General features: G+C 73.6%; 22 protein-coding genes. 12 read left to right on the top strand and 10 right to left on the bottom strand.

Annotation, left to right across the window (positions count from 1 at the left end):
* Positions 1-22 precede the first annotated feature (22 nt).
* Positions 23-628: a hypothetical protein gene (locus tag AB0M79_RS00460; protein WP_364206312.1), complete on the top strand. Its 606-nt coding sequence runs from the start codon at positions 23-25 to the stop codon at positions 626-628.
* 10 nt (positions 629-638) lie between these two features.
* Here the strand turns inward: AB0M79_RS00460 and AB0M79_RS00455 are convergent, their stop codons facing one another.
* Both AB0M79_RS00455 and AB0M79_RS00450 read right to left on the bottom strand, forming a co-directional pair.
* Positions 639-1,415 (bottom strand): ABC transporter permease, encoded by a 777-nt coding sequence (locus AB0M79_RS00455; RefSeq protein WP_364206309.1) that lies wholly within the window; start codon positions 1,413-1,415, stop codon positions 639-641.
* Positions 1,412-2,419: an ATP-binding cassette domain-containing protein gene (locus tag AB0M79_RS00450; RefSeq protein WP_364206306.1), complete on the bottom strand. Its 1,008-nt coding sequence runs from the start codon at positions 2,417-2,419 to the stop codon at positions 1,412-1,414. Before AB0M79_RS00450 ends, AB0M79_RS00455 begins: the two co-directional genes overlap by 4 nt.
* A gap of 105 nt (positions 2,420-2,524) precedes the next feature.
* On the opposite strand from AB0M79_RS00450, the gene AB0M79_RS00445 reads away from it, so the two are divergent.
* Both AB0M79_RS00445 and AB0M79_RS00440 read left to right on the top strand, forming a co-directional pair.
* Positions 2,525-3,295, top strand: coding sequence for a TetR/AcrR family transcriptional regulator (locus AB0M79_RS00445; RefSeq protein WP_364206303.1), 771 nt, complete (start codon positions 2,525-2,527; stop codon positions 3,293-3,295).
* 48 nt (positions 3,296-3,343) lie between these two features.
* A complete protein-coding gene (locus AB0M79_RS00440) occupies positions 3,344-3,991 on the top strand; it encodes a hypothetical protein (RefSeq protein WP_364206300.1) in 648 nt (215 codons plus the stop codon).
* Here AB0M79_RS00440 and AB0M79_RS00435 read toward each other — a convergent pair.
* Both AB0M79_RS00435 and AB0M79_RS00430 read right to left on the bottom strand, forming a co-directional pair.
* A complete protein-coding gene (locus AB0M79_RS00435; RefSeq protein ID WP_364206297.1) occupies positions 3,934-5,076 on the bottom strand; it encodes a glycosyltransferase family 9 protein in 1,143 nt (380 codons plus the stop codon). The genes AB0M79_RS00440 and AB0M79_RS00435 overlap by 58 nt on opposite strands.
* Complete coding sequence (locus AB0M79_RS00430; RefSeq protein WP_364206294.1) at positions 5,069-6,241, bottom strand: glycosyltransferase family 4 protein; 1,173 nt, start codon at positions 6,239-6,241, stop codon at positions 5,069-5,071. The genes AB0M79_RS00435 and AB0M79_RS00430 overlap by 8 nt, the downstream gene beginning before the upstream one ends.
* A 173-nt stretch (positions 6,242-6,414) precedes the next feature.
* Between AB0M79_RS00430 and AB0M79_RS00425 the strand changes: the two genes are divergently transcribed.
* Positions 6,415-7,185 carry an enoyl-CoA hydratase/isomerase family protein gene (locus AB0M79_RS00425; RefSeq protein WP_357537308.1) on the top strand — a complete coding sequence of 257 codons (771 nt, stop codon included), beginning with the start codon at positions 6,415-6,417 and terminating at the stop codon, positions 7,183-7,185.
* Positions 7,186-7,194: 9 nt separating this feature from the next.
* Here the strand turns inward: AB0M79_RS00425 and AB0M79_RS00420 are convergent, their stop codons facing one another.
* Entirely contained in the window at positions 7,195-7,818 is a 624-nt protein-coding gene (locus AB0M79_RS00420; RefSeq protein ID WP_364206290.1) for a LysE family translocator, read from the bottom strand.
* A 70-nt stretch (positions 7,819-7,888) separates the two neighbouring features.
* A complete protein-coding gene (locus AB0M79_RS00415; protein ID WP_364206287.1) occupies positions 7,889-11,011 on the bottom strand; it encodes an amino acid adenylation domain-containing protein in 3,123 nt (1,040 codons plus the stop codon).
* 211 nt (positions 11,012-11,222) lie between these two features.
* Here AB0M79_RS00415 and AB0M79_RS00410 point away from each other — a divergent pair, with 211 nt between their 5' ends.
* Genes AB0M79_RS00410 through AB0M79_RS00400 form a run of 3 tightly spaced genes read left to right on the top strand, consistent with a single transcriptional unit; the run spans position 11,223 to position 14,187 of the window.
* Entirely contained in the window at positions 11,223-12,401 is a 1,179-nt protein-coding gene (locus AB0M79_RS00410; RefSeq protein ID WP_364206284.1) for an argininosuccinate synthase domain-containing protein, read from the top strand.
* A 53-nt stretch (positions 12,402-12,454) separates the two neighbouring features.
* Positions 12,455-13,438: an aldo/keto reductase gene (locus AB0M79_RS00405; RefSeq protein WP_364206281.1), complete on the top strand. Its 984-nt coding sequence runs from the start codon at positions 12,455-12,457 to the stop codon at positions 13,436-13,438.
* Positions 13,435-14,187, top strand: a complete 753-nt coding sequence (locus AB0M79_RS00400) for a hypothetical protein (protein WP_364206278.1) — start codon at positions 13,435-13,437, stop codon at positions 14,185-14,187. The genes AB0M79_RS00405 and AB0M79_RS00400 overlap by 4 nt, the downstream gene beginning before the upstream one ends.
* A gap of 264 nt (positions 14,188-14,451) precedes the next feature.
* On the opposite strand, the gene AB0M79_RS00395 is transcribed toward AB0M79_RS00400, so the two are convergent.
* Positions 14,452-15,339 (bottom strand): universal stress protein, encoded by an 888-nt coding sequence (locus AB0M79_RS00395; RefSeq protein ID WP_364206275.1) that lies wholly within the window; start codon positions 15,337-15,339, stop codon positions 14,452-14,454.
* Positions 15,340-15,546: 207 nt separating this feature from the next.
* Here AB0M79_RS00395 and AB0M79_RS00390 point away from each other — a divergent pair, with 207 nt between their 5' ends.
* Entirely contained in the window at positions 15,547-16,200 is a 654-nt protein-coding gene (locus AB0M79_RS00390) for a CBS domain-containing protein (protein ID WP_364206272.1), read from the top strand.
* A gap of 168 nt (positions 16,201-16,368) precedes the next feature.
* Here AB0M79_RS00390 and AB0M79_RS00385 read toward each other — a convergent pair whose 3' ends face one another.
* Together AB0M79_RS00385 and AB0M79_RS00380 are read right to left on the bottom strand one after the other, a co-directional pair.
* Positions 16,369-17,250, bottom strand: coding sequence for a universal stress protein (locus AB0M79_RS00385; RefSeq protein ID WP_364206269.1), 882 nt, complete (start codon positions 17,248-17,250; stop codon positions 16,369-16,371).
* A 200-nt stretch (positions 17,251-17,450) separates the two neighbouring features.
* Entirely contained in the window at positions 17,451-17,648 is a 198-nt protein-coding gene (locus AB0M79_RS00380; protein WP_357537293.1) for a ferredoxin, read from the bottom strand.
* Positions 17,649-17,965: 317 nt separating this feature from the next.
* On the opposite strand from AB0M79_RS00380, the gene AB0M79_RS00375 reads away from it, so the two are divergent.
* A complete protein-coding gene (locus tag AB0M79_RS00375; protein WP_364206266.1) occupies positions 17,966-18,910 on the top strand; it encodes a serine/threonine-protein kinase in 945 nt (314 codons plus the stop codon).
* Positions 18,911-19,198: 288 nt separating this feature from the next.
* A complete protein-coding gene (locus tag AB0M79_RS00370; RefSeq protein ID WP_364206263.1) occupies positions 19,199-21,346 on the top strand; it encodes a fibronectin type III domain-containing protein in 2,148 nt (715 codons plus the stop codon).
* Positions 21,347-21,437: 91 nt separating this feature from the next.
* Here the strand turns inward: AB0M79_RS00370 and AB0M79_RS00365 are convergent, their stop codons facing one another.
* Entirely contained in the window at positions 21,438-21,731 is a 294-nt protein-coding gene (locus AB0M79_RS00365; RefSeq protein ID WP_364206260.1) for a hypothetical protein, read from the bottom strand.
* Positions 21,732-22,101: 370 nt separating this feature from the next.
* Here AB0M79_RS00365 and AB0M79_RS00360 point away from each other — a divergent pair, with 370 nt between their 5' ends.
* Both AB0M79_RS00360 and AB0M79_RS00355 read left to right on the top strand, forming a co-directional pair.
* Positions 22,102-23,892 carry a carbohydrate-binding module family 20 domain-containing protein gene (locus tag AB0M79_RS00360; RefSeq protein WP_364206257.1) on the top strand — a complete coding sequence of 597 codons (1,791 nt, stop codon included), beginning with the start codon at positions 22,102-22,104 and terminating at the stop codon, positions 23,890-23,892.
* Between the two features lie 180 nt (positions 23,893-24,072).
* A complete protein-coding gene (locus AB0M79_RS00355; RefSeq protein ID WP_364206254.1) occupies positions 24,073-24,888 on the top strand; it encodes a hypothetical protein in 816 nt (271 codons plus the stop codon).
* Positions 24,889-24,995: the final 107 nt, after the last annotated feature.

The following is a 24,995-nucleotide window of genomic DNA, read 5'->3' as shown; positions in this document are numbered from 1 at the left end:
CGACGTTGACAAGATGGGCGGCATGGGTGGATGGCGGGCGGTGGGTCGGTTCGCGGCGTGGGCGACGGCCACCGCGCTCAGCGCCGGGCTGGTCTGGCTCGGCCTCCAGCCGGTGTTGCGGACCGCCGTACCCGACCGGGTCGAGGTCGAGACCGGCGCCGCGCTGCGCGGTGCCGGCGACGGGGTGACCGCGCCGCCCACCCCGACGCCGCCGGTGCCGGTCACGCCGCCGACCGGCACCGCGTCGCCCGGACCGGCCACCCCCACCGCGACCGGTCCGGGCACCCCGACGCCGCGCCCGTCCGGCTCCCGGTCGCCGGAGCCGACGGTGGTGCGTACCACCGCGCCCGCGGCCACCGTGGACGGCTGGACGGTGATCACCGAGCGCGACGGGAGCACGTCCTACCTGCGCCAGTTCGACGTGCCCGGCGGCACGACCACGATCCGGATGACACCGGGGCGGGTGCACCTGGTCTCGGCCACGCCGCGTCCGGGGTACACGATGGACACCCTCCAGGGGCAGCCGGACCGGCTGGTCGTCCGGTTCTGGACCAGCGACCGCATCCACACCGTCGACGCCATCTGGTGGAACGACCGGCCGTACGCCGAGGTCTCCGACAACACCTGAGCCGGTCCGGCTACCGGGGCCGGCGGTGTCGGAAGAGGACGCTGGACGCGGCGTAGCCGACCACGAGGAGGCCGCCGAACCAGGCGACCGCCGCCGGGACCGGGTTGTCGACCGGTACGTCGGTCAGCAGCCCCCGGATCGCCTCGATCATCGGCGTGATCGGCTGGTGCTCGGCGAACCCGCGCAGGAACCCCGGCATCGTGGCGGTCGGCACGAAGCCGCTGCTCAGGTACGGCAGGAAGAGCACCACGAAGGTGAACGCGCTGGCCGACTCGACCGAGCCGGCGAGCATGCCGAGGAAGACCGACACCCAGGACATCGCGAGCATGAACAGCACCAGCAGCCCGATCGCGGCCAGCCATTCCAGCGGCCCGGCGGTGGGCCGGAAGCCGGACGCGAACGCCACCGCCAGCACCAGCACGGTGGCGAACAGGTTGCGGGTGACGCTGGCGACGACGTGGCCGGTCAGCACCGAGGAGCTGAGGATGGGCAGCGACCGGAACCGGTCGACGATGCCGTTGACCATGTCGGCCGCGACGGCGACCGCGGTGTTGGCCGACCCGTAGCCGGCGCAGAGCAGGATCACCCCGGGCACCACGTACGTGACGTAGGCGGTGCCGGTGTCGATCGCGCCGCCGAAGATGTGCACGAACATCAGCATCAGCATGGTCGGCAGGAACGCGCCGAGCAGCAGCGTGTCGACACTGCGTACGGTGTGCCGCAGGCTGCGCCCGATCATGACCAGCGAGTCGCTGGCCGCCCAGTAGAGGCGGGCGTGGGTGCTCATCGGTTCTCCTTGACGGCGGTGGATGCGCCGCCGCCGGTCCGGGCCGGGGCGGTGGCGGGGGTCGGCCCGGCGGTGGCGGTGCCGGTCAGGGCCAGGAACGCGTCGTCGAGGGTCGGGCGGTGCAGTTCCACCCGGGTGACGGCGACGTCCCGGGCCGCCATCGCGTCGAGCAGGGCGCGGAGTTGGGCGGCGCTGCCGTCGGTGGGCACGCTCACGGTGCGGCTGTCGCGGTCGGGGCGTACGGCCCGGTCGCCGAGGTCGCGTACGGCCCGGTCGAAGTCGTCCAGGCCGGCCAGCCGCAGCTCCACCCGCTCGTCACCGACCTGCGCCTTGAGCTGTTCGGCGGTGCCCTCGGCGATCACCCGGCCGCCGTCGACCAGGGTGATCCGGTCGGCGAGCCGGTCGGCCTCCTCCAGGTACTGGGTGGTCAGCAGCACGGTGACGGCGGTGGCGGCGAGTTCGCGGACCATGTCCCACATCGCCTGGCGGCTGCGCGGGTCGAGGCCGGTGGTCGGCTCGTCGAGGAAGATCAGCGGCGGTTCGGTGACCAGGCTCGCGGCGAGGTCGAGCCGGCGGCGCATCCCGCCGGAGTAGGTGCGGACGATCCGCCGCCGGGCGTCGGTGAGGTCGAAGCGTTCCAGCAGTTCGACGGCGCGCCGCCGGGCGGCCCGGCCGCCGAGGCGCCCGAGCCGGCCCATCATCACCAGGTTCTCCTCGCCGGTGAGCAGTTCGTCGACGGCGGCGTACTGGCCGGTGAGGCTGATCGAGGCGCGTACCCGGTCGGGGTGGCGCAGCAGGTCGTGGCCGGCGACGGTCGCGTCGCCGCCGTCGGGGCGCAGCAGGGTGCTCAGGATCCGGACCATCGTCGTCTTGCCCGCCCCGTTGGGGCCGAGCAGGGCGTGGATGCTGCCCCGGGCGACGGCGAGGTCGACGCCGCGAAGCGCGGTGAACTTTCCGAAGGACTTCGTGATCCCGCTGGCCCGGATGATCGGGTCGTCGGTCATGGCAACCTCTCAGGAGCGAAACTGTGTATGTCGTACACGTATCTGTGTAGGTTATACGCAGTTTTAGGATGGGGGTCAAGTGCCGACCGACCGACGCGGGTGACGATGGACGACAACGCCATGACCGAGCTGCCGCCGACCCTCGAACTGCTCTGGGGGCGGCGCGAGCGGCCCCGCCGCGGTCCCAAACCCGGGCTCAGCCTGGAGCGCATCGTGGCCGCCGCCGTCGAGATCGCCGACCGCGAGGGACTCGCGGCGGTGTCGATGAGCCGGGTCGCCGAAGAGGTCGGGTTCACCACGATGTCGCTCTACCGGTACGTCGCCAGCAAGGACGAACTGCTCGCCCTGATGGCTGAGACCGCGATGGGATCGCCGCCCGCACCGCCACCGGCCGAACAGGGCTGGCGGGCCGGCCTCGCCGGCTGGGCGCGGGCGCTCATGGCCGGATACGAGCAGCACCCGTGGTTCCTGCAGGTCCCGATCAGCGGCCCGCCGCTCGGCCCGGTCCAACTGTCCTGGCTGGAGAGCGGCCTGCAGATCCTCGCCCCGACCCGACTGGAGGACTACGAACGGGTCGCCGTCATGCAACTGCTCAGCGGCTTCGTACGTAACGAGGCGCAACTGCGGATCGACCTCGTCCGGGCGGCGACCGCCGCCGCCGCGCAGGAGGGCGGCCCGCCCCCGTCGTACGGGCAGATGCTGCGCCTGCTCGTCGACGCGCGGCGGTATCCGGAACTGTCCCGGATCACCACCGCCGGAAGTTTCGACGACGCCGGGGGATACTCGGACGAGGAGTCGGAGTTCGGCCTCCAGCGCATCCTCGACGGCATCGCCGCCCTGGTCGACGCCCGCGAGCGCGAGCCGGCCGCCGGCTGAGGGCGGCGCGCGGCCGCCGTGTCGCACCGCACCGCTAGCCTGGCCGGCGTGTCGAACCGGTCATACCTGTGCGTGAGCACCTACCCGAGCATCTATCCCGCCTTCGCCAAGTCCGACTACGACCCGAAGCTGAACACCGTGGCCGCCGACGTCAACTGCGTACCGCTGCTGTGGCTGGCCATGTTCCGCGCCGCCGACCTGCGGACCGAGACCTTCGAGGTGACCGAGGGCAGGCACACCGAGAAGGTGGTGGCCACCGCGCCGGTCGCCCCGGTCGAGCGGGCCCTGACCCAGCTCGACGCGGCGGTGCCGGTGTTGGAACGGCTGTTCGGCGAGCCGCTGGCGGCATACGCCGCGCTGCTCGGTGCCGGCGTACGGGCCGGCGAGGGCGACCACGTCACCATCGAGCTGGAGGAGATCGCCGTCCTCGAGGGCGACGAGGAGGGCTACTACGACAAGCTCCGGCTGGCACTGGCCAGCCTCGACCGGCCGGGCGACGCCACCGCCGACCGGGACCGGCTGGCCGATCTGGCCCAGCTCGGCCCGGCCCGGCCGTTCCCGCCGGCCCGCCTCCTGCTCGACGACATGGACGCGACCGACGACGACTACCGGAACCACTGCCGGCTGATCGGGGCGAGCTACCTGCGCCCGGTGCCCTGGGAGACCGAGTCCGCCGGACGGCCGGGCCGGGCCTGACCCCGGTCCGGCCCGGCCGTCCGGCGGACCGCGGCGGCGACCGTGCCGGGGTCGATGTCGGCCATGCACGCCGGCCCGGCCGGCGACAGCGGGCAGTCCGCGGTCCACCAGCAGCTCTGCTCGCTGATCGTGGTCGGCTGCCGGTGCGGGCAGTCCGGCCGGCCCTGCAGGTCGACCGGCAGGCCGCCGGGCGACGCCGGGCCGGTTCGCGCGGGGTTGGCCGGCGCCCCCGTGCCGGCCGCCACCGGGGCGGCGGCGGCCAGGCCGTACCGGCGGGCGTCGGTCGGGCCGAACAGGGCCACCGTGCCGGCCCCGGCCGCTGCCGCCACCCGCACCGGTCCGGTGTCGGCGCCGACGACCACCCCGCCGCGCCGGCCGGCGGCGGCGAACAGCGCGGCCAGCCGGCGCAGGCCGGTCCGGGGCAGCAGCGGGCACGGCGGCGGCCGGCCGTCCGGGCCGCCGACCGCGAGCACCGGGTAACCGTCGTGGCGCAGCAGCCGCACCAGTGCCTGCCAGTGCCGCCGCGGCCAGCGCTTGACCCCCATCCCGGCGTCGACCACGAGCAGCACCGGCGGCCGGCGGTTCTCCCGGGGCAGCCACGACGCCATCATCAGCTCGCCGGCGTCGAGTTCCTCGGGGCGTAGCCGCAGGCGGGGGCGGGCACCGACGTCGGCGGCGTCGATCAGCCCCTCGGCGTACAGGATCCGCAGGTAGCGCTCGCCGACCGGCTGGTCCGGCGGCGGCCGGCGCCACAGGTCGGTCACCGCCCGCCCGGCACCGTCCTCGAGCAGGGCGGGGATGGCGTCGTACCGGGTGGTCGTCACCGCCAGGTCGGGCCGGTGCAGCGCCAGCGCGTCGACCACCGCGGCCCGCTCGGCCCCGGAGTGCCCCTGACCGATAGTGATCACTTCGGTGACCGCCGGGTCGCCGCGCAGCAGGTCGCCGCCCGGCTCGTGGGTCAGCACCCGCAGCGCCGCCGCCGGATGCCGCCGGGCCAGGGCGTGCACCGCCGGGAGCAGCATCACCAGGTCGCCGAGGCCGCCGAGCAGGTCGACGACCAGGATCTCCCGGTACGGCTCAGTCATCGCCGACCCCCAGCAGACGCTCGTACGCGGCCCGGTGCGCCGCGGCGATGCCCGGCCAGGAACGGCGGGTCGCCACCAGCCGCCCGGCGCGGGCCAGCCGCCCGCGCAGCGCCGGATCGGACAGCAGCCGGTCGGTGGCGCGGGCCACCGCGGCCGCGTCCCGCCGCCGGTCGATAACCGCCACCGTCACGCCGTCGACCAGGTCCGGGTCACCCGCCGGCGCCGTGGTGACCGCCGTCGGCAGCCCGTGCGCCAGCGCCGCCACCAGCGCCCCGCTCTTGGTCGTCACCCCCTCGCAGAACGGCAGTACGGCGCCGTCCGCCGCGTGCAGCGCCTCCGACACCTCCGGCGCCGGCAGGTAGCCGGTGAACGTGACCGCGTCGCCGACGCCGTGCGCGGCCGCGATCCCGGCCAGCTCGGCCCGGAAGGCGTCGGCCTGCGGCTCCGGCAACGCCCGCGACGTGAAGCCGCCGACCACCGCCAGGTGCAGCGCCGGATGCCGGGCCCGCAGCCGGGGCAGCGCCTCCAGCAGGTAGCGCACCCCCTTGACCGGATGCACGAACCCGAAGAACACCAGCAGTACGGTGTCGGCGGGAAGCCCCAGCCGGCGGCGGAACCGGCGCCGGGCACCGGTCGCCGCACCGTGGTCGTCGACGTTCGCCGGCACCGGCACCCGCAGCGGGCGGCGGCCGGTCCGCTCGGTCACCACCGCCGCGTGCGCGTCGTTGGTGACCAGCACCAGCTCGCTGCCGGGCACCAGCCGCCCGCTCTCCCGGTCGACCCGGGCGGCGCGCTCCAGCCGCCGCCACACCCGGTCGGGCAGCCACGACGGCGCCGCCCACGAGCCGTACTCGTGCAGGGTCGTCACCAGCGGGACCGAACGGGGGAGCAGCGGCGGCAGCAGCAGGCCGGGGCGGCCGGAGAACCGGAACGCCGACGGGGCGAACTGCACGTGCACCAGATCCGGGGCCAGCCGGCGGACACTCCTCGCGGCCCCCCGTACGGCGCCGAGCCAGCCCTCGGCCCGGCCCGGTGCGACGGACACCCGCGACACGTGCACGTCGACCTCGCGCAGGGCCACCTCGAGCCGGCGGGTGTAGTCGGCGACCCCGTCGAGGGTCGGGTCGCCCGCCCCGCACACCATCGCCACCCGGACCGGTCGCACGCCACCCCCGTCCACCGGCGCCGGCTTCCCGTACCGGGGCCCGGCAAACCACCCCGGGGACGCGCCGAACCTCCGACAGGGCCGCCTCGGTGGTCGCGCTACTCGATGTACTGGCGTACGTTGGCGACGCGGCAGCCTGGGTGGGCCGCGCACCAACGGACCTCGGAGACCACGTGAACGGACCGGACGACTCGGTGACACTGCGACGTGACGGGAGGCTGGCCAGCGTCATCCTCAACCGTCCCGCGCGCCGCAACAGCTTCGATCTGGCGATGCTCGGTCGCTTCGAGGAGGTGTTGCACGAACTGGGCCGGGACTCCCGGGTGGAGGTGGTGGTGCTCACCGGCGCCGGCACCGAGTTCTGCGGCGGCACCGACCTCGACGCGCTGGCGACCCTGGACGTGGCCACCACGATGCACGTGCAGCGGCGCACCGCCGAGCTGGTGGAGCGGTGGTTCCGCCTGGAGCAGACGACGGTGACGGCCTTCAACGGGCCGGCGAGCGGGGCGGGGGCCGTGCTCGGGCTGGCCAGCGACCTGCGGGTCGCCGCCGACACCTGCTTCTTCACCTTCCCGGAGGTGACCTTCGGCGCCCCGCTCACGTGGAGCGGGATGGCGATCCTCGCCGACCTGGTCGGTGCCGACCGGGCCAAGCGCTGGCTGCTGCTCGGCGACCGGATCGAGCCGGCCGGGATGCTGCGCTACGACCTGGTGACCGAGGTGGTGCCGGCCGAGCGGCTGGCGGTGACGGCGGCGGTGCTGACCGACCGGCTGCTCGGGGTGTCGCCGGTGGGCCGTTCCATGATCAAGCGGGCGGCGCGGCTGGCCGGTCCGCGCTTCGAGGCGTCGGCGGCCGACTCCTACCTGGGCGCGCTCAGCCTGGCGCTGCTGCCCGCCGGTGAGAACGGCCACGAGGTGGTGACCCACCGGCGGGCAGCCGGGTGACGGCCGGCCTCAGGTGATGACCAGCCGGGCGGCCAGCGCGAGGAAGACCGTGCCGGCGATGCGGTTGAGCAGCTTGTCGACCTGCCTGCGGCGCAGCAGGAACGCGCTCGCCTTGCCGGCGACCAGCGCGATCAGCGCGTCGATGACGAAGCCGACGATGACGAACAGCAGGCCGAGCACCAGCAGCTGCACGCCGGTGCCGCCCCGCTCGCGGTCGACGAACTGGGGCAGGAACGCCAGGTAGAACAGCACGATCTTGGGGTTGAGCAGGTTGGTGACGGTGGCCCGCCAGAGCACCGTACGCAGCGGGACCCGGGGGCGGTCACCCACCACCGGGGGCTTGCCGCTGTCGATCCAGGACCTGATTCCGATGTAGACCAGGTAGGCCGCGCCGGCCCATTTGATGATGTCGAAGAGCACGGGTGCCGCCGCCATCAGGGTGGCCAGCCCCAGGGTGACGGCGAGGGTGTGCACGAGCATGCCGACCGCCATGCCCGCCGACGCGACGACCCCGGCCATCGGCCCCTGACTGATCGCGTGCGCCAGCACGTAGATCATGTCCGGCCCCGGGGTCAGGCAGATGACGACGATGGCGACGACGAAGATTGCCAGGACCCCGGGGTCGATGGGCATGAGTTGAACACCGTTTCACTGGGCGGGTCGGGCGGACGCGCGGCGCTGTGCCGGCGGCCGGCGGGTGATGTTATCGATGTATCACCTCGTCGGCCAGCCCCTCGACGAACGCGGTGAGATCGTCCAGCGGCGAACCGGTGAGCAGCGTGACGCCGGTGGCGGCGTGGTCGTCGGCCCGGCGCACCGTGAACCTACCCGAACTGTCGGTGAAAAGTGTGTCCACGGCGGCCGGCGTCTCGTCGCCGTCGCCGTCCGGCGCGGGCAGCAGCATGGCCACCCGGACCAGCCGCTGGTCGGCGCCGTGCCGCTCGACCAGATCGGTCAGCCGCTCGTGGAACAGCGCGTAGCCGCCCCACCGGGCGCCGGTGCGTTCGACCAGCCGGTCGAAGAGGTCGCCGAAGCGCAGCGACACCGGCCGCAGCAGGTGGACCCGGTCGCCGCCGGGCCGCCGGCCGCAGGCGGCCTCGGCCAGGAAGCGGCCGATCAGGTCGGCCGGCAGGTGGTCGATCACCGCCGAGGTCGGGAAGACGATCCCGGTACGGGCACACGCGTAGACCAGCGACTGGGCCAGCGAGGCCGGGTTGGCCACCCCGGTGCGCCGCGACGGCCAGACCTCGCCCAGCCGGTAGACGACCGAGTCCAGCCCCTGCGCCCGGGCGTTGTCCAGCAGTTGCTCCATCACGTACTTGGACTGGCTGTAGCCGTCGGACGGCAGCAGTTCCGGCACCGGTGCCTGGTCCTCGTCGAACCGGCCGGCGGCGTCCGGAACGTGCCCGGCGGCGAGCGCGGAGAACGTCGACACCGCGTGCACCCGGCAGCCCCGCCCGCGGGCCGCCAGCCGCAGCAGCTCCCGCGTGCCGAGCACGTTGGGGGCCCGGTGGTCGGCGTAGTCGTGCAGGAAGTTGACCAGCGCGCCGGCGTGGACGATGCCGTCGGTCCGCTCGGCGATCCGGTCGAACGCCTCCGGCGCCAGGCCGAGCCCGGGCGTGGCCAGGTCGCCGGCGAGCACCCGCAGCCGGTCCTCGGCGAACGCCTTCTCGGCGTGGGCGAGCGCGTCGAACAGCCCGTAGTCACGCAGCGCGGCGGTCAGCCGGTGCCGGGCCGCCTCGTCGTCGCGGGCGCGGACCAGGCAGGTCAGGTCGACGTCGGGCCGGCCGAGCAGGTCGGCGAGCAGGTGCGCGCCGACGAACCCGGTCACCCCGGTGACCAGCAGCCGCCGCGACCGGTCCGGCGGCCTGGGCAGGCCGGTGGCCGGCGGCGGGTCGGGCAGCGCGTCGCGGGCCAGCGCGGCCGGGTCCAGTTGCGCGCGGACCGGTGCCCCGCCGGCGACGAGTTCGGCCTGGGCCCGGACGGTGTCGGCGGCGAGCAGGTCGGCGATCGCGACGGGCCGGCCGAGCCGTACGCCCAGCAGCGCGCCGAGCCGGTGCGTGAGCAGGGAGGTGCCGCCCTGGTCGGCGAACCGTTCGGTGACCGACACCCGGTCGCGGCCCAGCACCTCGCGCCAGACCGCGGCGACCAGTTCCTCCTCGGGCGACCCGGGCGGGGTGTACGGCAGGTCGGGCGCCTCGGTGTCCGCGTCGGCCCGTAGCGCCAGCGCGCGCCGGTCCACCTTGCCGTTGGGGGTCAGCGGCATCCGGTCGAGGATGGTGAGTCGTTTCGGGACGGTCTCGGCAGGCAGGTGCTTGCCGGCGCTCAGCAGCAGTTCGGCGGTGTCGACCGGGGGCTCGCCGGCGCGCAGGGTCACGTACGCGACCAGGGCCCGGCTGTCCTGGTCGCCACGGGCCACCACGACCGCGTCGCGGACCGTCTCGTGCTCGCGCAGCGCCCGCTCGATCTCGGCCAGCTCGACCCGTACCCCGCCGATCTTGACCTGGTCGTCGCGCCGGCCGCCGAACATCAGCAGGCCGTCCGCGGTGACGTGGCCGAGGTCGCCGGTGCGGTAGATCAGCGGCCCGGTGATCTGGGGGAACGGGTTGGGCACGAAGACCTGGTCGGTACGGGCCGGGTCGCGCAGGTAGCCGGCGCCGACGCACTCGCCGCCGATCCAGATCTCGCCGCTGACGCCGGGGGCGACCGGGCGGAGCTGGTCGTCGAGGACGACGGCGGCGGTGTTGGGGATCGGCCGGCCGAGCGGGACCGGATCGTGGTCCGGTCCGATGTCGTGGAAGACCGACCCGATCGAGCACTCGGTCGGACCGTACGTGTTGGTGATCCGCAGGTGCGGCACGAGCTGCTGGAGGCGGCTCAGTACGGGCAGGGTGGCCGCCTCGCCGCCGACCAGCATCCGGCGCAGCGGGGCGAGTTCGGCCCGCAGGTCGGGGCGGACCTCGATCAGCGTGACCAGCGCGCTGAGCACCGACGGTACGAAGTCGGTGATGGTGACGCCGTAGCGGCCGATGGTGCGGCAGGTGCCATCGAGGTCGAGGATGCCGTCGCGGTCGGGCAGGACGACGGTGCCGCCGGTGACCATCGGCCACAGGATCTGCCACATCGAGGAGTCGAAGGTGGGCCGGCTGTTCTGCAGGACGATCTGTTCCCGGCCGTCGCCGAAGTGGCCGGACATCGCGGTGAGCCGGTTGACCAGACCGCGGTGCCGGTTCAGCGCGCATTTCGGGGTGCCGGTGGAACCTGAGGTGAAATAGCCGTAGATCAGGTCGTGCGGGGCGGGGCGGGGCACGTCCGGCCGCTCGGCGTCGAGGGTGCGCAGCGGCTCGCCGGCCGGGGTGACGCCCTCGTGGTCGAGCAGGACGGTCCGGTCGCCGAGGTCGAGCGCGCGCAGCGTGTCGAGGGTCGGCGGGACCGCCAGTACGGCCCGGGGGACCAACTGCGAAAAGATGACCTCGAGCCGTTCTATCGGCCAACCTGGATCGATTGGAACGAATGCTGCGCCGAGTTTGACTGTCGCGAGTAGACCGGCGACGAAGTCGGGTCCGTCGGCGATGAACAGTGGGACGAGGTCGCCGCGGCGAACGCCGATTCGGTCCAGTCGTTGTGAATATAGGTTGGCAATGTTGTTAATTTCACGGAAGGTCAGTTGTAGGTCCCGGTAGCGGACCGCGATCCGGTCGGGATTCGTGGTGACCTGCTGTTCGAACAGGTCAAGGACGGTCAGGTGGCCGGGGAAGTCGCGTTTTGTGCCAATTCCCGAGCGCAGTACGCCCTCGTAAGGCGTATCGGGCAAATGAACATCCATGCCTCATACCTCGGCTATTGTTAAATGTCCTCTAGGTGGCACGTGCTATCGCTGATGATGGGCGGCGCGGACCTTCGAACAGTAGATATGTATCTATGTTGATTGCAATATTGACATCCGGCTATGGCGCTGTTAGCGTGGCGCAGCAGTGATTCCGGCACGCCCTGACGCGTGTCCTATTTGTCAGCTCGAAGTGCGGAGGCGTCCGGCTGTGATCATCGAGGATCTCGCCGCCCAGCGGGTGGGCGTCGTCCAGGGCGGAGGGCTGTCCAGCCTCGCGCTCGGGCTCTGGCTGCGCGAGCGGGGCGTCGACGCCCATCACTACGTCGCCGACATCGGCCAGGGCGGTCCGGACGACCTCGCCGCCCTCGTCGACTCGCTGCGCGGCGCCGGCCTTCCGGCCACCCTCGTCGACCTGCGCCCGGCGATGGCCGAACTCGGCCTCGACCTGCTGCGCTACCAGGCCCGCCACGACGGCGGCTACTGGAACACCACCGGCGCGTCCCGGCTGGTCCTGGTCGAGCGGCTCGCCCCCGTGCTGCGGGCCGACGGCCGCACCGTGCTCGCCCACGGCTGCGTCGGCGGCGGCAACGACCAGCGCCGCTTCGCCCGCTACGGCGCCCGGCTCGCCCCCGACCTCGGCGTCTACGCGCCCTGGACCGACCCGGCCGCGCTGGCCCGGTTCCCGAACCGCGCCGCCATGTACGCCGCCGTCACCGGCGCCGGCCTGTGGCTCGACCCCGGCAGCGACGCCGACCGCTCCACCGACGCCAACCTGGCCGGCGCCTCGCACGAGTCGACCGAGCTCGAAGACCTCGCCACCCCGGTCGCCCCGAAGACCCTCGCCCCGCGCTGGAGCGCCTGGCCCGCCGACGCGCCGGCCGACGGCGGATCCGTCACGGTCACCATCGAGGCCGGCCGGGTCACCGACGTCGACGGTCAGGGGCCCGACCCGGTCGCCGTGCTGACCGCCGCCAACACCCTCGGCGCGACGCACGGGAGCTGGCTGCGCGACGTCGTCGAGCGCCGCATCATCGGCACCCGCTGCCGCGGCGTCTACGAGGCTCCCGGCCTGGAGGTGCTCGACGTCGCCTGGCACAAGGCGCTCGAGGTCACCCTCGACCCCTACTCCCGCACCCTCTACGAGCAGCTTGCCGGCGCCCTCGGCGCCGCGGTCTACGAGGCCCGCTACCGCGACCCGGTCGCCGCCGCGGCCCGGGCCGCCCTCGACGCGCTGACCGGATCGGTCAGCGCCACCGTCGAGCTGACCCTGCGCGGCGGTGCCGTCACCGCGGCCGGGGTGCACACCCCCGGCGGTGACGCCGACCGGCAGACCCGGTTCGGCACCGGCGGCCACCAGTGGCGGAACCTCGCCCCGGCCGCCGCCTGACAACCTCTCACCGGGCGACCCCCGGAAACACTTCCACGGCACGGAGGCGATGCATGCGTTACCGCAGGTTCGGGCGGCTCGGCTGGTCGGTCGGCGAGGTCGGCTACGGGATGTGGGGGATCGCCGGCGGCGAGGGCGGCTGGAGCGGCGCCGACGACGAGACCGGCAACGCCGCCCTGCGCGCGGCCGTCGAACTCGGCTGCAACTTCTTCGACACCGCCTGGATCTACGGGCGGGGCCACAGCGAGGAACTTCTCGGCGACCTCCTGCGGGCGGAACCCGACCGCCGGCTCTACGTCGCCACCAAGATCCCGCCGAAGGACCGGCGCTGGCCGTCCACCCGCGAGTCCCGCCTCGAGGACGTCTTCCCGTCCGACCACATCCACGAATACGTCCACAAGAGCCTCGCCAACCTCGGCGTCGAGCGGATCGACCTGCTCCAGTTCCACGTCTGGGAGGACGCCTGGGCCGACGACCCCAGTTGGCAGAAGGCCGTCGCCGACCTGCGCGACCAGGGCCTGGTGGAAGGGATCGGGATCAGCATCAACCGGTGGGAGCCGACCAACGTGGTCAAGGCCCTGCGCACCGGGCTGATCGACGCCGTCCAGGTCATCTACAACATCTTCGATCAGGCGCCCGAGGACGAGCTCTTCGGCGTCTGCGACGAACTCGACATCGCGGTGATCGCCCGGGTGCCCTTCGACGAGGGCACGCTCACCGGCACCCTGACTCTCGACAGCACCTGGCCCGAGGGCGACTGGCGCAACAGCTACTTCGTACCGGAGAACCTGGCCGCCAGCGTGGCCCGCGCCGAGGCGCTCGCCAAGGACGTACCCGACGGCTGGACCATGCCCGAACTCGCGCTGCGCTTCATCCTCCAGCACCCGACGGTGAGCACCGTCATCCCGGGCATGCGCAGCCTGCGTCACGTCCGCGCCAACCTTGCCACCAGCGGCGCGGCGCCGCTCGACGACCAGCTCATGGCCACCATGCGCCAGCACCGCTGGGACCGCGAACCGACGGAGTGGTCGCAGTGACCGACCCCGTCATCGCCCTCTGGGCGGCACCCCGCACCAGGTCGACCGCCTTCCTGCGCATGATCATCGAACGCGGTGACCTCGTCGTCGTGCACGAGCCGCTGTCCAACCTGGCCGCCCTCGGCACGGTCGACATCGGCGGCACCCCGGCCACCTCCGAGACCGAGGTGCTCGACCTGCTGCTCGACCTCGCCGCCACCTCCGGCAAGCGGGTCTTCGTCAAGGAGACCACCGACTACCGCTACCCGGCCGTGCTCGCCGACCCCCGGCTGCACACCCACCTCGTCAACACGTTCATGATCCGTGACCCGGCCGCCGTCGTCGCCTCGCACTACGCGATGAACAAGTCGGTCGACCTCGACGAGATCGGCTTCGAGCGGCTGCACGAGATCTTCGAGGCGGTGCGCCTCCCGCTGGGCGAGGCCCCGGTCGTCATCGACGGCGACGACCTCGTCGCCGACCCGGAGGGCGTCGTCGCCGCGTTCTGCGCCCGCACCGGCCTGCCGTTCGACCCGGCCGCCCTGCGGTGGGAGCCGGCCCCACGCAAGGAGTGGGACCGCACCCGCGACTGGCACCAGGACGTCGAACGCAGCACCGGCTTCACCAGCCAGAGCACCGCGCACGCCGTACGCGTCGACAACGACCCCCGGCTGGCCGCGCTCGCCGCCCACCACCGGCCGTTCTACGAGCGGCTCCACGAGCACCGGCTGCCGCCGCGTGCCGCCGCCGGGCAGCCCGCCGGCTCCTGACCCGTACCGCCGGCCCGTCTCCCCGCGGGCCGGCGTCGCACGAGGCACCCCACCGACCGGTCACCGGTCCGTGGGGTGCCTCGCGGGTGCCGGAGGATCCGCCCGACCCGCCGATCCGTCCGGCCCCGTCGCGGGGTGATCGCTGGCCGCCGGGGTCGCCGGGGGCGTCGGACCGCGCGGCGGCCAACGATCACCAGGGCCCGACCTGGCCGTGCGGTCGGGCCGGGGTGGGGCGCCGGTCGGCAACCCGGCGCCGCCCACCCGTCACAGGTCGTCCGTCGCCCGCCCGCCGGGCAGTTCGCGTACGACCGCCACCGGGCAGTGGCTGTGGTGCAGGAGCTGCTGGCTGACCGAACCCATCAGCAGCCCACGGAAGCCGCCCCGGCCGCGCGAGCCGACCACGACCAGCTGGGCGTGCCGGGTCGCGTCGATCAGCGTCCGGCCGGGGGCGTCGGCGACCACCTCGCTGGTCACCCGCACCTGCGGCCAGCGGTCCTGCCAGCCGGCCAGCAGGTCGCGCAACTCGGCCCGCTCCAGGGCGCCGACCGCCTCGGGGTCGAAGGCGACCGGGGGCGCCTCCGTCGCCGGCGGCTTCCAGGCCCGCACCACGTGCAGCGGTACGTCCCGCCCGGCCGCCTGCGCGAACGCGTAGCCGAGCGCCAGCACCGAGCACGGTGAGCCGTCGACGCCGGTCACCACATGCCCGCCGGCGCGGGGGGCGGTGCCGCGGACGACCACCACCGGGCAGTGCGCGTGGGCGGTCACCGAGACCGTGGTCGAGCCGACCAGCAGGCCGGCGAAGCCGCCGTGCCCCCGGCTGCCCAGCACCACCAGCCCGGCCCGCCGGGACAGCTCCTGCAGCCGTACGCTCGGCGGCCCGTCGACGGTGCCGGCCCGTACGGTGACCGTCGGATGGCTGCCCGCGGCGGCCGCGACCGCCTCGTCCAGCATCGACGCGATCTCCTTGCGCGCGGTGTCGTCGGGCCACAGCAGTGGCGCCGGTGCCAGCGGCACGGAGGCGCCGAACGGCTCGAACGCGTACGTGGGGTGGACCGGCGCCCCGGTCCGGGTCGCCTCGTCCAGCGCCCACCGCAGCGCTTCCCGCGCACCGGGGGAGCCGTCGTAGCCGACGACGATCGGTCGGATCTCCATCACTGCCTCCTACCCGGGGAGCCTTCCGTGGTCACCTCCATCAGACGCCCCGGGCCGGGCGGCGGGGCAGAGGCGTACGGCCCGGCCGGTCCGGGCGCAGGTCCCGACCTCCCGCGGACCGCCGGCCCTGGGGCACCGGCCCGTCACCTGCGTAAAGTCGGGCAGTGGCCGGCAAAGCGGCCGGGCCACGGGACCGGGGAGATCGGGATGCGAACCTGGCAGGTGCGGGACGTGATGACCACCGACGTGGTCGCGGTGGCGGAGGAGGCCGGCTACCGGCGGATCGTCGACGCGGTGGCGGGTCGCCGGGTCAGCGGCGTGCCAGTGGTCGACCTGGACCGGCGGGTCGTCGGCGTGGTGTCCGAAAGTGATCTGCTGCACCGGGCCGGTGCCGGCCCGCGCCGGCCCTGGCGGGGCCGCCGCAAGCCCGCCGGCGCGCTCACCGCCCGCGACCTCATGACCGCCCCCGCGGTCACCACGTACGGCGACACCACGCTGGTCGACGCCGCCCGCCGGATGGACCGCGAGCGGGTCCGCCGGCTGCCGGTGGTCGACGACCTCGGCCGGCTGGTCGGCATCGTGACCCGCGGCGACCTGCTGCGGGTGCACCTGCGCCCCGACGAGGACATCCGCGTCGACGTGGTGCGCGAGGTGCTGCACCGCATCCTCGCCCTGCCCGACGTACGGGTCGAGGTGCGCGACGGGGTGGTGACGCTGGCCGGCCCGGTGCCGAGGCGGGCCAGCGCGGTGCATGCCGTGCGGCTGGCCGGCCAGGTCGGTGGCGTCGTACGCGTCGTCGACCGGCTGCACGCCGCCCCGGCGCCCGCGCCCGGCACGGCGGCGACACCGGTCACCGGCTGAGCCGGCCGGCCTGTCCGCCGGCCGCGCTGGTCACGCCGACGTACCCGCCGGTCGAGCCGTTCCGGCCGCCCGCAGCCCTCAGCCGAACCGGCCGGGCCGGCCCCCACCCTCAGCCGAACCGGCCTGGCCGGCCCGGCGGCCGCTCTGCCCGGTCGCCGGGCCGGCGGCTCAGGCGGCCGGCTCGGGCTGCCGCTCGTGTACGACCGCGACCGGGCACCGGGCGTGGTGCAGCATCTGCTGGCTCACCGAGCCGAGCAGCAGCCCGCGCAGCCCGCCGCGCCCCCGTGACCCGACCACCAGCAGTCGCGCCCCGGCACTGGCCTGCATCAGCGCGTGCGCGGGGGAGTCGGCGACGACCTCGGTGCGTACGGCCACCGCCGGGTGCCGGTGCCGGCGCTCCTCGACCAGTTGTTCGAGGGACCGCCGCTCGGTGGCGGCCATTTGTTCGACGTCGACACCCGGCGGCCGCCACGGCACCGACGGGATGTTCCAGGCACCGACCACGAGCAGCGGGGCGTCCCGTTCGGCGGCGGTGTCGAAGGCGAAGTCCAGCGCCGTCACCGAGCACGCGGACCCGTCGACCCCGACGACGACGTCACCGGTGGCGACCCCCGGCTCGTCGGGGCGTACGACGACCACCGGGCAGTGGGCGTGGGCGGTCACCGAGACCGAGGTCGAGCCGAGGAGCAGCCCGCTGAAACCGCCGTGTCCCCGGTTGCCGAGGACGGCCAGCGCGGCGTCGCGGGTCAGCTCGGTCAGCCGTTGGTTCGGCGGCCCGTCGGCCAGTACGCCGCGGACGACCACGCCGTCGCGGCGTTCGCTGGCCGCGGCCACGGCCGCGTCGAGCGCCTGCTGGGCGGCTTCGCGGGCCCGTTCGTCGGGCCACGGCTGGGCCCCGATGATCACCGGCGGGCTGATCGTGAGCCACTCCGAGGCGTGGGCGACCAGCACGGACCGGCCGGTCCGGGCGGCCTCGTCGAGCGCCCAGCCGAGCGCCGCCTCGCTGCCGGGGGAATGGTCGTATCCGACCAGGATCGGACGTTCCGCCACGGTTACCTCCTCCGCCGCCCGGATACCCCCATCCTGCGTGGCCTACGCCCCCGACGTGCGGCTTTCCCCGCCACTCCTCCGTCCGCCCGCGGTCCCACGCTCCGCGATCTTGCACTTGCCGCCCGACAAATCACAACGAAAGGGGGAGACAACCGCAAGATCGCCGGGAAAGGGGAGCGGGGGAGGGGAGGGGGAGCGGGTCAGTCGTCGGAGATGGAGATCGATCCGGAGGGGCAGGTCGTGGCCGCCTCGCGGGCGTCGTCGAGCTGCGACCCGTCGGGTTCCTCCCGGAGCAGGCGAACGATGCCCATCTGGTCCTGGTCGAACACCTCCGGCGCCAGGAACGCGCACTGGCCGGCGCCGATGCAACCGTCAACGTCCACAGTGACCTTTGCCATGCCCACTCCTACCAGCGGGGCCCACTCCGACCGGCGGGCCGTGACCGGGTGCACGCCGAACAACACGCATCGTACTTCAGCGGCGGCCCGGCGCCAGGGGCCGCGCGTGCCAGGGGCCGCGCGTCCGGCCGCCGCGCGTCCGGCCGCCGCCCGTCCGGCCGCCGACGGCCGGGGCGCGGGTACACGTTGGACCGTGCCCCCGCGCCGGTCCGGCCGCCCGCCGCAAGATCGAGTCGAACCGGTTTGCCCTGCGTGCGCCCAGGGTAGGGGCTTCGACGGCGGCCGTGTCGCCGGGCAGGAAGGCGGGGTGGGACCGGATGCGGACGTTGGGCGGGCGGTACCAGTTACGGCAGCGCATCGGTGTCGGCGGGATGTCGGAGGTCTGGCGCGGACACGACGAGGTGCTCGACCGGCCGGTCGCGGTCAAGCTCATCGCGCCCGGCGACCGCGACGACGGCACCGGTGTGGATCCCGTCGAGCGGGTCCGGGCGGAGGCCCGGTCGGCGGCGCGGCTGGCCCACCCCAACGTGACCGGCGTCCACGACTTCGGCCTGTCGACGCCGTACCCGGGCGCGCGGGCGCCGTACATCGTGATGGAACTGGTCGAGGGGGAGACGCTGGCCGACCGGCTCGCCGGTGGGCCGCTGCCGTGGCGCTTCGCGGTGCGGGTCTGCGCGCAGGTGAGTGCGGCGCTGGCCGCCGCGCACCTGCACGGCATCGTGCACCAGGACGTGAAACCGTCCAACGTGATGCTCACCCCGACCGGTGTGAAGGTCCTCGACTTCGGCATCGCGGCGTCGGCCGGCGAGTCCGATCCGCGACTCGACGGCATGCTGCTCGGCACCCCGGCCTTCCTGCCGCCGGAGCGGTTCGGCGGGGCCCCGCCGGCGCCGTCGAGCGACATGTACGCCATCGGCGTCCTGCTCTACCTCTGCCTGGCCGGCCGGCTGCCGTGGCCGGTCGATCCCGAGGTGTGGCGGCTGGAGCGGTACCGCGAGCCCGAGCCGCTGCCGCATATCGACGGCCTGCCGCCGGAGGTCGCCGACCTGTGCTTCGAGTGCCTGGCCGCAGACCCGGTGGCACGGCCGAGCAGTTTCGTCGCCGCACTGCTGCTCGGTGACGTGGTCGACGCCCGCGTGTACGTGCCGACGGTGGAGCCGACGGCCCTGCCGGGGCGGGTCTCGCCGTGGAACAGTCGGGCCGCGGCCGAGCCGACCGACGCCGTGGCGGTACCGGGGCACGTGGGTCGCCACCGCGCCTGACGCGGGGCGCAAGGCGTTTTCCGGGTGGTCGGCGGCGCCCGGTCCGGGTGTCCGGACGCCCCGCCATCTCGGCTTACCCGGTCGAGCCGGCCCGGGTGGGCCGGCGGTGCCGTCACCGACCCGACAGTCGGGTTGCGGCGCGCGAACTGTCGAGGAGCCGATTTCAGTCGCGGACCGTCCACCGGCCGTGCGACCTTCGTTCCGGACCCGCCGAACGTCCTAAATGGACATTGCGGGTGCCCGGGCGGCGCTGGGGGGTGCCGCCCTCTCCACGAGAGAGGAACAGCGTTGAAACGACGTATCCATGCCGCCGTCCTGGCGGTACTGGTCGCGAGCGTGGGGCTGGTGGCGCAGGCGAACCCCGCGCACGCCCGCCCCGACTGTGACGTGCCGGATCCGCCGCCGATCTGCGACGGCCCCGGCTCGCACGACCCGGAGGGCAACCTGACCGGGGCGACCCGGGTACCGGCCGGCGTGTCGGTCACCGGCTGGGCGACCGACCCCGACGGGGGCGCGGTCCGGGTGGACATCACCATCGGGGGCACCAAGGTCGCCACCCTGACCACCAGCGGCGGCAACTTCTCCGGCACCGTGCCGGCACGCGCCGGCGGCACCGTCTGCGCCAGGGCGATCAACAACGGTGCGGGGACCAGCAAGCTGATCGGCTGCGTCAACCTGGCCGTCGCGGTCGACCCGGTCGGCGCCTTCGACCGGATCGAGCGGTCCGGCACCAACCTGGTCCTGCACGGCTGGGCGATCGACGGCGACACGGTCGACGCGGTCTGGCTGCACGTCTACCAGGACGGCGTCTTCGCCACCGCCGCCCCGGCCGACCGGGCGCTGTCCGCGCCGCCCGCCGGCTACCCCGGCTACGGCACCGGCCACGGCTTCGCGGTCACCGTCCCGGAACGGCCCGGCGACGGCGAGCACAACGTCTGCGTCTACGCCATCAACGTCGGCGCGGGCAGCGTCAACACGGAGCTCGGCTGCCGTACGTACACGGTGCGGCACGACCCGACCGGCGCGCTCGACGAGGTGACCCGGACCGGGAACACCCTGCGGGTGCGGGGCTGGTCGGCCGATCCCGACGAGCCGCAGACGCCGACCGAGGTGCACATCTACGACAGCGGGGTCTTCGTCCGGTCGGTGACCGCGAACGGCCACCGGCCCGACCTGCCGGGCGAGTACGGCCCGACCCACGGGTACGACGTGACCGACCTGCCGGCGAACATGACGCCCGGGCCGCACACCGTCTGCGCGTACGCGATCAACCGCTCGCACGGCACCACCAACACGCAACTCGGCTGCCGGAACTACTCGGTGCCGGCCCCGGTGGCGGCCCCGACGATCGAGCCCTTCGACGAGTGGGACGTCTACTCCAACTCGATCCGGGTGGGCTGGACCGACAACTCGACCAGCGAGGACGGATACCGGGTGGAGCGCTCGGTGGCCGGCGGGCCGTGGCTGGAGATCTGGCGGCGCACGGACGCGGCCCGGTCGCTGACCGACAGCGGCCTGACCCCGAACACGCGGTACTGCTACCGGGTGATCGCGTTCAACGAGCTGACCGAGGCGGCGGCGGAGGTCTGCGCCACCACCAAGCACCCGGCCCTGCCCGAAGCGAGCGGGCTTACCGTGGTCGGCCGCACCGACACCACCATCACTGTGCGGTGGACCGACAACGCCGAGGGGGAGGACCACTACGTCTTCGGCTGGGGCCGGCCGAGCGACCAGATCCTGCCGCAGATCATCACGCTCCCGGCGAACCCGGGCACCGGCGAGATGACGTACACGATCACGGGCCTGGCGTCGTCGACCGACTACCGGATCGCGATGGCGCCACGGAAGGCGGGGCACGACGGGACGCGCGCCCTCGAGGCGGTCGCCTGGACCACCGGGGGGCCTGTCGTCAACGGCTTCACCTCGTCGGTCGGGGCGGTGCAGGCGTGTGCCCCCACCGAGGTCACCCTGAACTGGAAGACCACCGGGGCGACCCGGGTCGTGGTCAAGCGGGGCGCCACCACGCTGGCCGACCGGACCCAGTCCGGGCCGGGGGTCTGGGAGGGCTCGGTCTCCGGCGGCAGCCACGACGGCAACGTGCTCTACACCCTGACCGCGTACGCCGCCGACGGCCGCACCGCGACGGCGAACGTCACCGTGTACCGCTCCACCCCGTACCCGCTGGTCAAGAGCATCGAGTTCAACAACACCGGTTGGTACAGGCTGGAGGCCTGGTACTACGACCTCTACGACAACCGGCTCCAGAAGATCGGTGACGTGGCGTCGGGTGGGAAGATCAACATCACTCCGGGCCACTGCCAGTTGCGGCGGATCAAGGTGATCGACCCGAACACCGGGCGGGTCGCCTTCATGACCAACCCGCAGATCGTCCTCGGCCACAACGAGGGCGGCACCAGCCAGGTCGCCGCCGGCTGACCTGAACCGTACGCTCCGGCGGGTCGCGCGTGTCGCGGCCCGCCGGTCCCGTCGTGTCCGGTCGCCGTCCGTGGCGGCCGGTCGGCCCGGATCAGTCCAGGGTGAGGTTGCGGACGTCGCCGGACTGCGCAGACCAGCAGAAGACGTCGGCGTAGCCGGTGCCGAAGGTCGTCGTCGGGCTGGTCACCCAGCTGCCGTCGGCGCACTGGCCCTTGAGCTTCCACGGGATGTTGCCGGACCAGGTGCAGTGGGCGTGGGCGTGCCAGCCGATTACCACCGCCGAGCAGTTGCTGGGGATGTAGGCCTGGGCCGGGGCGGCGGCGGCGAGCGCGCCGGCCGTGCCGAGGACGGTGGCGGCGGCCAGGGCGAGGGTACGTCGGAACATCGGTCCTCCGGTGTCGTGCGGATGGGGTGCACCCATCCAAATATCAGTTAACAAACCTGTCGATAAGCGCTCACTCCTTGGGATCGACTGACGACCGCATGTGATCAACCCGTGCAAGTGCTTGCGGTGTTTGCGGTGGCCCGGTGGGTGATAGTGCCGCAATGTCGCATCTTGTGGACACGCTCCCATCTCTCGGCGAGGTCGATCTGCTGGTGTTCGCCCTGCTGTGCGGCCTGCGGGGAAGGTTCTTCTTGACTTAGGTGGGGGTCGATGTCTACCTTCCTTCGCAAGGATTTCCAGCAAGTTTCAAACTGCTTGCTGAAAGGTGTCCCGCGCATCCCTCGAACTCCCGTCCCCGAGGAGACCTGCCGTGATCGCAATCTCGCGCGCCCGCGACCGGGCCCGCCCCCGTCTCCGCACCCGGCTCGGTTCCGCCCTCGCCGTGGCCGCCCTCGCCCTCACCACCGGCCTCGCCGTCACCGGCGCGGTCACCGGGCCGCCCGCCCGGGCGGCCGCCCCCGGCGACAAGAAGGTCACCGCCGTCCTCTTCGAATGGCGGTTCGACTCGATCGCCCGCGAGTGCCGGGAGACCCTCGGCCCCAAGGGCTACGGCTACGTCCAGGTGTCCCCGCCCCAGGAGCACATCCAGGGCCACCAGTGGTGGACGTCCTACCAGCCGGTCAGTTACCGCATCGCCGGCCGGCTCGGCGACCGGGCCGCCTTCGCCAACATGGTCGCCGCCTGCCGGGGCGCCGGTGTCAAGGTCATCGTCGACGCGGTCGTCAACCATATGAGCGCCGGCTCGGGCACCGGCACCGGCGGCACCGCCTACACCAAGTACAACTACCCCGGCGTCTACCAGGTCCAGGACTTCCACTCCTGCCGGACCGCGATCAACAACTACCGCGACCGGTACGACGTGCAGAACTGCGAGCTGGTCGGGTTGTCCGACCTGGACACCGGCAGCGACTACGTCCGCGGCCGGATCGCCGGCTACCTCAACGACCTGCTGTCGCTCGGCGTCGACGGGTTCCGGATCGACGCCGCCAAGCACATGGCGGCCGGCGACCTCGCCGCGATCAGGTCCCGGATGTCCAACCCGAACGCCTACTGGGTGCAGGAGGCGATCCACGGCGCCGGCGAGGCGGTCAGCCCCAGCGAATACCTGGGCAACGGTGACGTACAGGAGTTCCGGTACGCCCGTGACCTCAAGCGGGTGTTCCAGAACGAACGGCTCGCGCACCTCGACAACTTCGGCGAGGGCTGGGGCTACCTGCCGGGCAACCAGGCCGGGGTCTTCGTCGACAACCACGACACCGAGCGCGGCGGCGACACGCTGAGCTACAAGAACGGCGCGCAGTACACGCTGGCCGGCGTCTTCATGCTCGCCTGGCCGTACGGGTCGCCGCACGTGCACTCCGGCTACGAGTTCACCGACCGCGACGCCGGCCCGCCGAACGGCGGCACGGTCAACGCCTGCTACGCCGACGGCTGGAAGTGCCAGCACAAATGGCAGCAGATCGCCAACATGGTCGGCTTCCGCAACGCCGCTGGCGACGCGGCCGTCACCAACTGGTGGGACAACGGAAACGACCAGATCGCGTTCGGGCGCGGCAACCGGGCGTACGTCGCGATCAACGCCGAGGGCGGCACGCTGACCCGTACGTTCCAGACCTCGCTGCCGGCCGGCACCTACTGCGACGTCCAGCACGGCGACCCGACCCCGGGCGGCGGCTGCACGGGTACGACGTACACGGTCAACTCGTCCGGCCAGTTCACCGCCAGCGTCCCGGCCAACGACGCGGTGGCGCTGTACGTCGGCGCGACCGGGCAGCCGAACCCGAACCCGACCACCCCGCCGCCGGCCGGCGCCAGCGGTGCGTCGTTCGCGGTGAACGCGACCACCTCCTGGGGGCAGGACATCTTCGTCGTCGGCAACGTGCCCGGCCTGGGCAACTGGAACCCGGCTGCGGCGCTGCCGCTGTCGTCGGCGACGTACCCGGTGTGGCGGCGCGACGTCGACCTGCCCGCCGGCACCGGCTTCCAGTACAAGTACATCCGCAAGCAGGGTGGCGCGGTCACCTGGGAGAGCGGCGGCAACCGCAGCGCCACCGTCCCGGCGTCGGGCCGGGTGAACCTGAACGACACCTGGCGCAACTGACCCCCACGCCACTCTGGTCGCCGGTCGGGTGCGGACCCGGCCGGCGACCGCGTTTACCGGGTGAGGCGCCGGGGACTCGACGCGGGATCGGCCGCGTGACACGGGGCGGCGTACCGCCCGGCGCGGCACCGGAGCCGGCGGTCCTCGGGCGTGCCGGCGGATCGGCCGCAGGGAGGACCTATGCGTGATCAACTAGCCATACCCCAGGTGGACATCCGCACCGACGTGAACAACGCGGTCGGCGACATCGTGCGATTCGTCCCGCGGGCGATCGCCTTCATCGCCATCCTGGTCATCGGGTGGATCATCGCCCGGCTGCTGGCCAGGGCCGTGAACGGCATCCTGGAGCGGGTCGGCTTCGACCGGGCCGTCGAGCGTGGCGGCATCAAGCGGGCGCTGGAACGCAGCAAGTACGACGCCTCGGACATCGTGGCCAAGCTCGTCTTCTACGCCGGTGTGCTGTTCACGCTGCAACTGGCGTTCGGGGTCTGGGGCCCGAACCCGGTCAGCAGCCTGATCAACAACATCGTCGGCTGGCTGCCACGCGCGGTCGTCGCCGTGATCATCATCGTCGTGGCGTCGGCCATCGCCAGCGCCGTACGCGACCTGCTGTCCAGCGCGCTGGGCGGGCTGTCGTACGGCCGCGTCCTGTCGGACGTGGCCGGCTGGTTCATCGTGGCGCTCGGTGTGATCGCCGCGCTCAACCAGATCGGGGTGGCGACCACCGTCACGACTCCGGTGCTGGTCGCGGTGCTGGCCACCGTCGGCGGTGTGATCGTGGTCGGCGTCGGCGGCGGACTGATCCGGCCCATGCAGACCCGGCTGGAGCGGGCGCTGCAGAAGACCGAGCAGGAGGCCGGCCGCGGCGGCGCACAGCAGGGCCGTGGCGGCATGCGGCAGCCCGAGCCGGCCGGCGCACCCGCCGGCCGGGGCGACGGCCAGCACGCCGGCGACGGGATGCGGCGGCCGCATTCCCAGCCGGCCGGGCGGCACTGAGTCGCACCCCGGCCCAGTGGGGTCGGGGCGGTAACCCGGTCGGGGGGGGGGGGGGCGGGCCCCCCCCCCCCGGCGGGGGGGCGGGGGGGGGCGGGCAAGGGCGGGCG

Source organism: Polymorphospora sp. NPDC051019, from assembly GCF_040683055.1.
GTDB classification, from domain to species: Bacteria; Actinomycetota; Actinomycetes; order Mycobacteriales; family Micromonosporaceae; genus Polymorphospora; species Polymorphospora lycopeni.
The sequence above is the reverse complement of the archived record's forward strand: the minus strand, read 5'-3'. Positions and strand labels throughout refer to the sequence as shown.

Coding starts and splice junctions, on each gene's coding strand:
- AB0M79_RS00450 (WP_364206306.1), bottom strand. CDS start 2,419: ATGACCGACGACCCGATCATCCGGGCCAGCGGGATCACGAAGTCCTTC.
- AB0M79_RS00355 (WP_364206254.1), top strand. CDS start 24,073: ATGCGTGATCAACTAGCCATACCCCAGGTGGACATCCGCACCGACGTG.
- AB0M79_RS00405 (WP_364206281.1), top strand. CDS start 12,455: ATGCGTTACCGCAGGTTCGGGCGGCTCGGCTGGTCGGTCGGCGAGGTC.
- AB0M79_RS00435 (WP_364206297.1), bottom strand. CDS start 5,076: ATGACTGAGCCGTACCGGGAGATCCTGGTCGTCGACCTGCTCGGCGGC.
- AB0M79_RS00420 (WP_364206290.1), bottom strand. CDS start 7,818: ATGCCCATCGACCCCGGGGTCCTGGCAATCTTCGTCGTCGCCATCGTC.
- AB0M79_RS00415 (WP_364206287.1), bottom strand. CDS start 11,011: ATGGATGTTCATTTGCCCGATACGCCTTACGAGGGCGTACTGCGCTCG.
- AB0M79_RS00455 (WP_364206309.1), bottom strand. CDS start 1,415: ATGAGCACCCACGCCCGCCTCTACTGGGCGGCCAGCGACTCGCTGGTC.
- AB0M79_RS00390 (WP_364206272.1), top strand. CDS start 15,547: ATGCGAACCTGGCAGGTGCGGGACGTGATGACCACCGACGTGGTCGCG.
- AB0M79_RS00380 (WP_357537293.1), bottom strand. CDS start 17,648: ATGGCAAAGGTCACTGTGGACGTTGACGGTTGCATCGGCGCCGGCCAG.
- AB0M79_RS00365 (WP_364206260.1), bottom strand. CDS start 21,731: ATGTTCCGACGTACCCTCGCCCTGGCCGCCGCCACCGTCCTCGGCACG.
- AB0M79_RS00395 (WP_364206275.1), bottom strand. CDS start 15,339: ATGGAGATCCGACCGATCGTCGTCGGCTACGACGGCTCCCCCGGTGCG.
- AB0M79_RS00375 (WP_364206266.1), top strand. CDS start 17,966: ATGCGGACGTTGGGCGGGCGGTACCAGTTACGGCAGCGCATCGGTGTC.
- AB0M79_RS00445 (WP_364206303.1), top strand. CDS start 2,525: ATGGACGACAACGCCATGACCGAGCTGCCGCCGACCCTCGAACTGCTC.
- AB0M79_RS00460 (WP_364206312.1), top strand. CDS start 23: ATGGGTGGATGGCGGGCGGTGGGTCGGTTCGCGGCGTGGGCGACGGCC.